General features: G+C 46.6%; 10 protein-coding genes. 1 reads left to right on the top strand and 9 read right to left on the bottom strand.

Annotated features, from left to right (window positions below):
- Positions 1-82: 82 nt before the first annotated feature.
- The 9 genes from IBX50_RS14550 to IBX50_RS14510 form a co-directional block, all read right to left on the bottom strand.
- On the bottom strand, positions 83-1,102 hold the full coding sequence (locus IBX50_RS14550) for a tyrosine-type recombinase/integrase (RefSeq protein WP_292257016.1): 1,020 nt from the start codon (positions 1,100-1,102) through the stop codon (positions 83-85).
- Entirely contained in the window at positions 1,102-2,421 is a 1,320-nt protein-coding gene (locus tag IBX50_RS14545) for a hypothetical protein (protein ID WP_292257015.1), read from the bottom strand. Before IBX50_RS14545 ends, IBX50_RS14550 begins: the two co-directional genes overlap by 1 nt.
- 76 nt (positions 2,422-2,497) lie before the next feature.
- Positions 2,498-3,757, bottom strand: coding sequence for a zonular occludens toxin domain-containing protein (locus IBX50_RS14540; RefSeq protein ID WP_292257014.1), 1,260 nt, complete (start codon positions 3,755-3,757; stop codon positions 2,498-2,500).
- Between the two features lie 3 nt (positions 3,758-3,760).
- Positions 3,761-4,072, bottom strand: a complete 312-nt coding sequence (locus IBX50_RS14535) for a hypothetical protein (RefSeq protein WP_292257013.1) — start codon at positions 4,070-4,072, stop codon at positions 3,761-3,763.
- A gap of 269 nt (positions 4,073-4,341) precedes the next feature.
- Positions 4,342-4,863 (bottom strand): hypothetical protein, encoded by a 522-nt coding sequence (locus IBX50_RS14530; RefSeq protein ID WP_292257012.1) that lies wholly within the window; start codon positions 4,861-4,863, stop codon positions 4,342-4,344.
- Positions 4,864-5,650: 787 nt separating this feature from the next.
- On the bottom strand, positions 5,651-5,788 hold the full coding sequence (locus IBX50_RS14525) for a major capsid protein (protein ID WP_292257011.1): 138 nt from the start codon (positions 5,786-5,788) through the stop codon (positions 5,651-5,653).
- Positions 5,789-6,034: 246 nt separating this feature from the next.
- Positions 6,035-6,406 (bottom strand): hypothetical protein, encoded by a 372-nt coding sequence (locus tag IBX50_RS14520; protein ID WP_292257010.1) that lies wholly within the window; start codon positions 6,404-6,406, stop codon positions 6,035-6,037.
- 358 nt (positions 6,407-6,764) lie between these two features.
- Positions 6,765-6,953: a hypothetical protein gene (locus IBX50_RS14515; protein ID WP_292257009.1), complete on the bottom strand. Its 189-nt coding sequence runs from the start codon at positions 6,951-6,953 to the stop codon at positions 6,765-6,767.
- Positions 6,950-7,519, bottom strand: coding sequence for a hypothetical protein (locus IBX50_RS14510; protein WP_292257008.1), 570 nt, complete (start codon positions 7,517-7,519; stop codon positions 6,950-6,952). The genes IBX50_RS14515 and IBX50_RS14510 overlap by 4 nt, the downstream gene beginning before the upstream one ends.
- A gap of 355 nt (positions 7,520-7,874) precedes the next feature.
- Between IBX50_RS14510 and IBX50_RS14505 the strand changes: the two genes are divergently transcribed.
- Positions 7,875-8,153, top strand: a complete 279-nt coding sequence (locus tag IBX50_RS14505) for a hypothetical protein (protein WP_292257007.1) — start codon at positions 7,875-7,877, stop codon at positions 8,151-8,153.
- Positions 8,154-8,381: the final 228 nt, after the last annotated feature.

The raw sequence follows: 8,381 nt of genomic DNA, 5'->3' as shown, positions 1-8,381 counted from the left end.
CGACCTAACGGTCATGCCGGTTCGATTCCGGCTCCGGGCACCAATAAAATCAAGAACTTACAGCATTTCACCGGCGAGCGAATCAGCCTGAACCCCGAACACTGACCACATTATGACCACCGAGATTCCGAACTGGGTTAAATTCCCGCGCCGATTCGAGGTGTCCGGGTGCCAAATGCGCGTATCTCATGGTTACTTCAATGGTCGAGTGTCCGAGTATTTTTTGCAGGTGCAGGAGGTTCCCACCGTTAATCATAAACCAGCTGGCAAACGTGTGACGCAGGACGTGTGTTCGCTGACCCCTAGGCAACTGGATACCTGTTTTTTGAAGTGCAAGAGTGAAAGCGGTATAGCATCCAGCAAAAAGCCGGTTCACTGAATACGCCTGATGGTTATTTATGAGTGCTTCCAGCTGCGGAGTGATGGGTATATGCCGGGGCTTTTTGCTTTTGGTTTTCCAGAAACTGATAGAACCGTTTTGTACTTGTTGACGTGTCAGGGTTTCCGCTTCAGTCCAACGAGCACCCGTTGAGAGACAGATTAAGGCCACAGGGTAGACATGACGCGATCTGGAGCGGGATAGCTCAGTCAGAAGCAGGTGGATCTGTTCTTGTGACAGAAAGGACATTTCAGGCTGATTATGTTTTATCTTGTCGGTATCAGCAGCCGGATTAGGTGCCGACCAATGACCGGAACGCTTCAGCTTGTTGAACATTGCATGAAGGTATGCCCGATCATGGTTAAGGGTGTTGGCTCCAACTGTTTTGGAACGCTCAGCCCTGACACCGTGAAACCATGCAGAATTTAACCTGTAAGCCGGTGGGTTGCCGGACAGCTTGCACAAAATAAGCAGGGTTGCGTAAGGCTTTTTGCACGTCAAATGCCGGACATGCAAGTCATAATACAGCTCTATCAACTCTAAAAATGACCGGGTATCTTTTTTGGGCATTAAATCGTGTCCGGCCTCAAATTTAGACAGCAATTCACGCTCAAGCCTGAGAGCTTCCGCCTTTGTTTTTCTTACGCGCCTAACGCGCTTGGTAGCACGGGACGGGTTAACGTCAACAAGCCAACGCCCACTTGGTAACTGAGTTACAGCCATCAGGTAGACCCCACCAAGCGCCGCTGTATTAACTTTTGCTTTATCAACTCCATCAGCTGGCTTTGATTCACATCACGAGCAGCGTAATACCCGACCAATTCAGGCCATATACCGGATGCCATCAAGCAGTTTATAGCCATCTGGGAGGTGAAACGCTGACGGGCATAAATTGACAACAGATTGCCCAAGCCTAGCTGAATGTTCTTTTCACCACCCTGCCCCGCTGGACGCTTTACCCGTCTGTACTCTAGCTTTTGCTCAGTCTCAAAAAAAAGAGGATCATCGGCCAGACGCTGCCACCAAGGATCAATCAATTTTCCGCGCTTGGTATCCAGCCGGAAACTTGAGGCAGCTTTACGCCACAGGCCGGACAAATGGGGCACGATGTCAATGTATCGGAGCAAACGCCAGTCAGTACCGACCTGCTCACCTGTTGCAGTATTCAAAAAATCATAGCGGCCAGTTTTGTCTAGGGTTCCAGAAGCATATTCCTTGATAACAGACTGATGGAAACGGAACTCTACACGCCAAACGGGCTGCTCTGGATCATAGGCAGAGGTAAAGGGTTCATCACCACCCAGACGACCCCACAGAGCTTCCCAATAGTGCAATTTGCCCCTGTATTTTGCCTCAGCAGTCTTGTTATAAATGGCACACTGTAGAGCACGAGCAGTACCGAACAGGAGAGACTGGCCATAATTATAAGTAGTGGCGATTTCACCCGCTTCCATCGACATTTGAGATATGCCTGTATTGACGGAAATACGCTTAGAACGGCAGACGAATCTAGAGAGGAAATCGCCGGGAGGCTTCCAGCCCTGTATATCGCTTGCCATATGGACAGCACAACCTGTTGGCTGCGGATCATTCAGCCAGTAGGATGCTATTTTGTCTAAATATTGCTGTGTTTCTACAGGATCTAGGGATTCTATCAGTTTGGATGAAAGATCGATTTTCAGGTGGGGTGCATCAAGCTTTTCATCATGGTAACGGTGTTTCACCAACACAATCAGACCTATGTCGTTGTTTTGCAACTTAAACTTATAGCCGCCAACCATAGCGCCACCCACAGCAAACTCGACACCTTTGGACGTAGTAAAATTAGTATGGGTGTCATAACAGTGCTGGAGCTTTTCCAGAACGTCAGACTTTAGAACGCCTTTGTATAACTGTCGTATAGTGTCAACTGTTGAGGACAGGATTTTAAAGGCGGATGTATCAACCTGCCCAGCTTCGGAAATCATGATATTACCGCGTGTGTCGTATAGGTCATTGGAGCACAGGGCTTCAAGACTGGTACGTTTCCATTTTTCAATCATGTTTAATTTTCCGTTGTTAGATATAGTTAGCTAATAGGCTGTTTTTTGATTTTCTGCGTGACCTGCTAGAGGGTGGTCACGGTGCCGTGTGGTGTATCGTTTTCGGTGCCTGATGGGTTGCCATAGACCCGAAATCGCTGGGCTGGCCTGACCATGTAGTGACCTGATACGAACCAATCACACAAACGTAATCAGAAATCTGCGCGTAAAAAATGCAATCATGCCGAGGGATTCGGCGAACAGATCCAGATGAATTAACAGCGTGTATCAATGGCTGAACATCCGGCCTACTGATGTAACCGGCCAATCGCCACTCTGGCGATGGCTCAAGGCCGGAAACATCCAGTTTCACAGGTTCCATAGTGACAGCCCGATAAACAGACCGAGCGCCCAACTCAGTTAACGAGAAGTGTATCCAGTCGGTTTCTGAATCCTTGAGCATATCGGGCAAGGTAAAAGCTTGTTTTTTAGCGGAATTATAATTAGGGTTTATTGCGGATGTAGTCGTTTCAGCGATTAAACCGGGTGAATTATCAGGCTGCTGCTGGGGCTTTGGTGCAGAAGTTACAGGCGCTTTTTCTTCAACAGGTTCAGGGTTAAGAGCTGAACCGACTTGATAAAAAGCTATAACAATAAGTATAGGTGCAGCGATCATAGCCCCTAAATAGGCTTTAACCTTGCCAGACTTCCATACTGACGCACGAGCATCAGCCCTGCTTTCATTTGCGACTACATTATCAGATGACTGGGTGTGGCTTTTGTAATAGTGAATGAATGGGGCTTCATATTTGCCAAATATTTGCCGGACAAACTGACCTCTCTTAAACTTTATGGATTGGCAACCCTCGAAAACATCGACCCTATAGCGATTATCTGCACCTACTGATGACATTTTTTTAGCAATATAGGTGTATTCGACCAAGGTACGCACCGGACTAGCAATTTTTGACGTGCATTGAGAAACAAGCACAATCTCAGAGGTAAAGCCGGTTTCCGGGCAAGCAGAATGCCGATGCATTGAAAAAAAGTCTTTATAATGACCGGGTAGCTTTGCCTCAGTCATACCGGCTGGGAAATATCGCTGTGCTTCATCAATAATAAATACAGCACCGGGATATTTTTTTAATAAATCCTCAGTCTGAAACTGTTCATCAGTCAGCAGATGAACAGGGAGTGCCTCAAACGGACTGAATAAATCCTCTCGGAGTTTTTCAGCAATCAAAGGCAGATTGGTAACTATGGTTCTGCGCTTTTTTAGGTTAGGAACAACAACGTTCTGGACAACACCGTAACTTTTCCCTGAACCGGGCAAACCAATAAATGCAAGTATGGACATAAATCACCCGATAACTGGAATACGGCGGATTAAGAAGCGTATGGTATAAGCAGAAATAATCATTGTTATACCTGCTGGCACCTCAGCCATAGCAATAAAATATCCAGCAGACCCAACACTAACAGTCCCATGGGTAAACCAGTCAGGTAGAGGGATAGACTCAAGCAGCGAAGCCAAAGCATTAAGCACAGGCGACAATATCAATTCTATAAAGAGATATTCCAGACCATCAAAAAACCATTGAACCAAATCCTGCACCTGTTCATAAAGCCAGAGCAGAATATTCATTATAAAATTACCCAAATCCTCTAACATGATAACCCCCTATGCAGACAAGACAATCCTGATAGCCAGAAAGGCAAAACCAAACAAAAAAATTGCAGAGATCAAACTTTCATACTGACTCAAAAGGGAACAATGCTGATCCAAAGTATGATTACCCCAAATACCCATGGACAGATTAAAAGTCGGGCAACTGGACGTTGATACATTCAGCCCTATACTAGGATTAAAAACGGGAGCTTCTGCAATCCTTACCCAATACTCATCAATGACCTCTTTAACTGTTCTTGCCTCATGATCTTCTAAGCCAAATCCAGTACCATCACCCGGCTGGCCGTATCCATCACCGTCACCATCACCTTCACCGTCTCCAGTGCCTTCACCGTCTCCATTGCCTTCACCGTCTCCAGTGCCTTCACCGCCTCCAGTGCCTTCACCGCCTCCAGTGTCTTCACCGTCTCCAGTGCCTTCACCATCACCATCACCATCGCCAAAATCGCCGGGAAACGAGATTGTGCCACCATCACCGCCACCTTCACCGCCACCTTCACCGCCGCCAGTACCGGGATCAGCTGGATCAGCTGGATCAGTGGGTTCTGTTGGATCTTCTGGATCAGTGGGTTCTGTTGGATCTTCTGGATCAGTGGGAGTAGCACCACCACCACCACCACCACCACCACCGCCACCACCACCGCCACCGGAGCCGGTACCACTATCACCACCGGAATCACCACCGGCACCGGGATCAGTCGGATCAGTCGGGTATGTAGGATCAGTGGGTTCTGTCGGATCAGGTTCCGGCTCAGGATCAGGAAAAGGAACAAAATTTATTGTTCCTTCAGGTGGATCAGGATCATATTCTTCACCAGTGGATTCAGCGACCCATTCACTGGTGCAATCTTTTGTTGTGCCGTCAGGGTTAGGTATGCACATTACAATGTCATTAGACTTCGAAATCTTACAACCCATTGACTCGAAAGAACTTGAAGATTCAAGAAGGCTAAGGGTATAAGTACCTGAACCTGAAAACTCAGAAGAACATTCTTCGTCTGTTTTAGGTGGATTAAGCTGAGGTTCAGGAGGACAAGTATCTTTATTATTCCACGCATAACTTCTATCAGAGGAATTTCTAAAATAATATGTAACTGTTGGAACTGAAAAATCCTTATATGTGTACTGTGGTCCAGAATGATCCGTTTTATAGGTTCCGCCGCCCGACCAACTAGATGATAAGGCGTAAAGTATCCAAGTTGAGCCGTAACTGTCTGAGGGTTGAAAACTAGGGCTAGGAGGTGCACAGTCACCAGTATAACTATGGCATAAAGTAGTAGCGTTACCCGTTCCATACACAACCTCGACTGGTACGGGGCAAGTCGAAGAATAAACGTAAGGCGAAAAACAAAAAAATAAAAAAAGAATCGAATATATCTTTAATTTCATAATTAAAATCTCCACATGCTTGTAAAAGCAAAGCCGCAGATTGCGCCTATCATTAACATTACGGTATTCAAATCTAGCATTGTGAAGACTCCTTTTGTTTTCTGTTGTACTGATAACAGAAAGCCCTGCGCGACCTACTGAACCGGCAGGGCTTTCTTTTTGCGCCTTCTATTACTTAGTAACGAAGGACTTAACGAGCTGATAACCCTTGATTGCCACATAAACGCCGATTACGGCAGCGCCTACAGCAGCACCGGCAGTCAAAACGCCGGAGAAATCCACAGAGCCGGTCAGAGTTGCATAATCCATAATGTTCACCTTCTTGGTTGTTTAGGTTCTTACGAACCGGATGATTAAGCCGATTGCTGCACCCGCAGCAGCCGACACGAGTACCAGGCCAAAGCCTGCTGAAAATGGAGCCGCTAAAGCCAGCGGTTCCAAACCGGGTGCTATAACTGCTGATGCCTCAGTAAGCTGGGAACAGAGATACCAGCCATTGCTGTTCTGGTGCCATTCAGTGCAAACGTGGGTTACAGCAGTCATAACGAATTTTCCTTAACCTTTGTTCTGGCTGTTCTGCTGGGTTTTGTCAGCAGGTGCAGAGGTGGCAGGTTTAGCCTTTTGTTCCACAAGCTCAAAGCTGACAATATGGAACCCTGCCTTGCCGCCACCCATTGCTTTGTGGGTGTATTCAAATTCCATCAGTTTTGGCCAATTACCATCATCAATACGGCGGAACTCATCAAACAGATCCATTTCAGCGGAGGACTTCATAATCTCCCAGCCAATGCGGTTTTCTGCTTTAGTGTCAGCAGCTTGCACCCAAAAAACATTACAACCTTCATTTCCGTCCATTGAGTAACGGGATACAGAAGCAACATAAGCCTTTGTTTTTTGGGTTAAATCTACAGCGTCAAAATTCAACATGGTTTTAATTCCTTAAAGTCTGTAAAGGTCAAAATCTTTTGGGCGTTACGGCAGAGCCGCCGGGCTTTCCGGGGTTCGCTAGACGCTCATTCCCAGCGCTGAAAAGCTTGCGCTGTGAACATGCCCCTTCAATCCCTAACGCGGAAAACCCAAAACCACCCGCTCCCTGCTCTGGGCTCGGGGCAGGTGTTCCTGCTCCGACACCTGCCGCCGTTGTCGCTTGTTGAGCACTGGCACCAACCAGAGACGCGGCGCAAGGCCAAGCCGCAAGGGTGCATACGCAGCCTTGCGCCGCGTCTCTGGTGGTGCCCGAAGTGCTACGCGACCAGGCGACGGGTGACGGGCAGGTAATAAACATTCAGCTGGCACCAGAAGTAGCGGTTTCAGAAACAGCAGCGCGTTTTTGCTGCTGGGCGATATAACCCAGAATGATTTTTTCGCCCATTTGATTGATAGAACACTGATGATCAGCGGCAATTCGCATTAAATCGCTATAACGCTCTATCGGGAGAGCAATTCGCATGGGTTTTAAAAGGTTTCTGGTCATGAGCTGGCACCTTTTCCATAAACATGATCCCGCCAGTTAGATGAACTAACCGGTGGACGTGAAGCGGCAATTTTATTAAGCCTTTCAATCCTTTTACGAATAAAAGAACTGAGATGCGGATAACTTAAAACGCGCTGACGCTGTCTAAGCGGCATACGCCTAAGCAAATATTGTTGAAGCGAAGGACTAAATACTAAACGTGTAGTTTTAACGCCCGAATCTTCATCAACTAACTTAAAAGGATAATCGACTAACTGCGCACCAACATCTTCAAAAACAGAGCCGGTAAAAACAAAATCAAGGCCGTGATAATTGCAGATAAATAAAGCCAAATCCTGAACAGTTAAAAATTGCTTAGGCTCTGAACTAACATCACCAACATGGTAAGACCATACAGCCGGACATATAGAATCATCAAATGAAAGTAAAATCTCAGTTTCGATATGACAGATATTAACTAAAGTGGCTCCGTTTTCACCTGAAACCTGAGTTTTATTAACACCAAAACCGTCAACATGGGAAAGCAGGTAGTCCAGACCTTGATAGAAGCGGACCTTAGTATTCATACAGCACCTCCATGTTCTAAACACTGTTGGGAGAGCTTCGCAAGATTAACGAGAGAGTGGCGACCCATAGGGACAGTCGGAAGATAACCCTTGTTACACCATCCAAGGACTACACCGGGTTCGATTCCGACCAACTCAGCGAATTTTTCACGACTGACCAATGGGGTTATGGCTGTATGCCGCAGGACTGAAAAGTCTGGCATGGGTTGCTGCTGGTTTTCGGGCAACTGGTTCATAGCTGTTTACCTTGCTAGAATGGGTTGATAGTTAGATGTAGTTACGTGTTACTGACTACATGGTAAATAGTACCGGCTACAGAGTATCTTGTAAAGAGTACAATCTATGAGTATTCACTATGAGCAATGCAACATCTGATAGAGTTTTATGGTTAATTGAAAAGCACGGAGCAAGGGGACTGGAAAGAAAGACGGGAATAAAAGAAGACAGGTGGAACAACATAAAGAGAGGAAAAGCACGCTGCTCACTTGATGAGCTGGATGCACTAGGAAGGGTTTTTCCAGAATTACGCTGGTGGTTAATGACAGGCGAAACGATGCCCGAACAGGGACAGATAAGCCCGGAAGTTGAAGGAATCCGAGAGACGTTGAAGAAAACAGGGACGGATACCGAGTAGCGGCCAGAGTTGCCGAACTATGGTTCCAGGGTGGAAGGCAATAAAAAATTATTAGGGCTTTAATGCCACATAATGACCACGCAGCAGTTAGACAGGGTTAGATAAAAAGGCTTTGTTAAACGCTAAGCCTTTGTTTATCTTGGTAAAGTTAGACAAAGTTAATCTATTCAGAGAATTTAAAATCCCTCGACCTAACGGTCATGCCGGTTCGATTCCGGCTCCGGGCAC

The organism is Marinospirillum sp., from assembly GCF_014859565.1.
The sequence above is the reverse complement of the archived record's forward strand: the minus strand, read 5'-3'. Positions and strand labels throughout refer to the sequence as shown.

Bases quoted from the DNA above. Each gene is read 5' to 3' on its own strand.
- IBX50_RS14550 (WP_292257016.1), bottom strand. From the start codon at position 1,102: ATGGCTGTAACTCAGTTACCAAGTGGGCGTTGGCTTGTTGACGTTAAC.
- IBX50_RS14545 (WP_292257015.1), bottom strand. From the start codon at position 2,421: ATGATTGAAAAATGGAAACGTACCAGTCTTGAAGCCCTGTGCTCCAAT.
- IBX50_RS14540 (WP_292257014.1), bottom strand. From the start codon at position 3,757: ATGTCCATACTTGCATTTATTGGTTTGCCCGGTTCAGGGAAAAGTTAC.
- IBX50_RS14535 (WP_292257013.1), bottom strand. From the start codon at position 4,072: ATGTTAGAGGATTTGGGTAATTTTATAATGAATATTCTGCTCTGGCTT.
- IBX50_RS14525 (WP_292257011.1), bottom strand. From the start codon at position 5,788: ATGGATTATGCAACTCTGACCGGCTCTGTGGATTTCTCCGGCGTTTTG.
- IBX50_RS14520 (WP_292257010.1), bottom strand. From the start codon at position 6,406: ATGTTGAATTTTGACGCTGTAGATTTAACCCAAAAAACAAAGGCTTAT.
- IBX50_RS14515 (WP_292257009.1), bottom strand. From the start codon at position 6,953: ATGACCAGAAACCTTTTAAAACCCATGCGAATTGCTCTCCCGATAGAG.
- IBX50_RS14510 (WP_292257008.1), bottom strand. From the start codon at position 7,519: ATGAATACTAAGGTCCGCTTCTATCAAGGTCTGGACTACCTGCTTTCC.
- IBX50_RS14505 (WP_292257007.1), top strand. From the start codon at position 7,875: ATGAGCAATGCAACATCTGATAGAGTTTTATGGTTAATTGAAAAGCAC.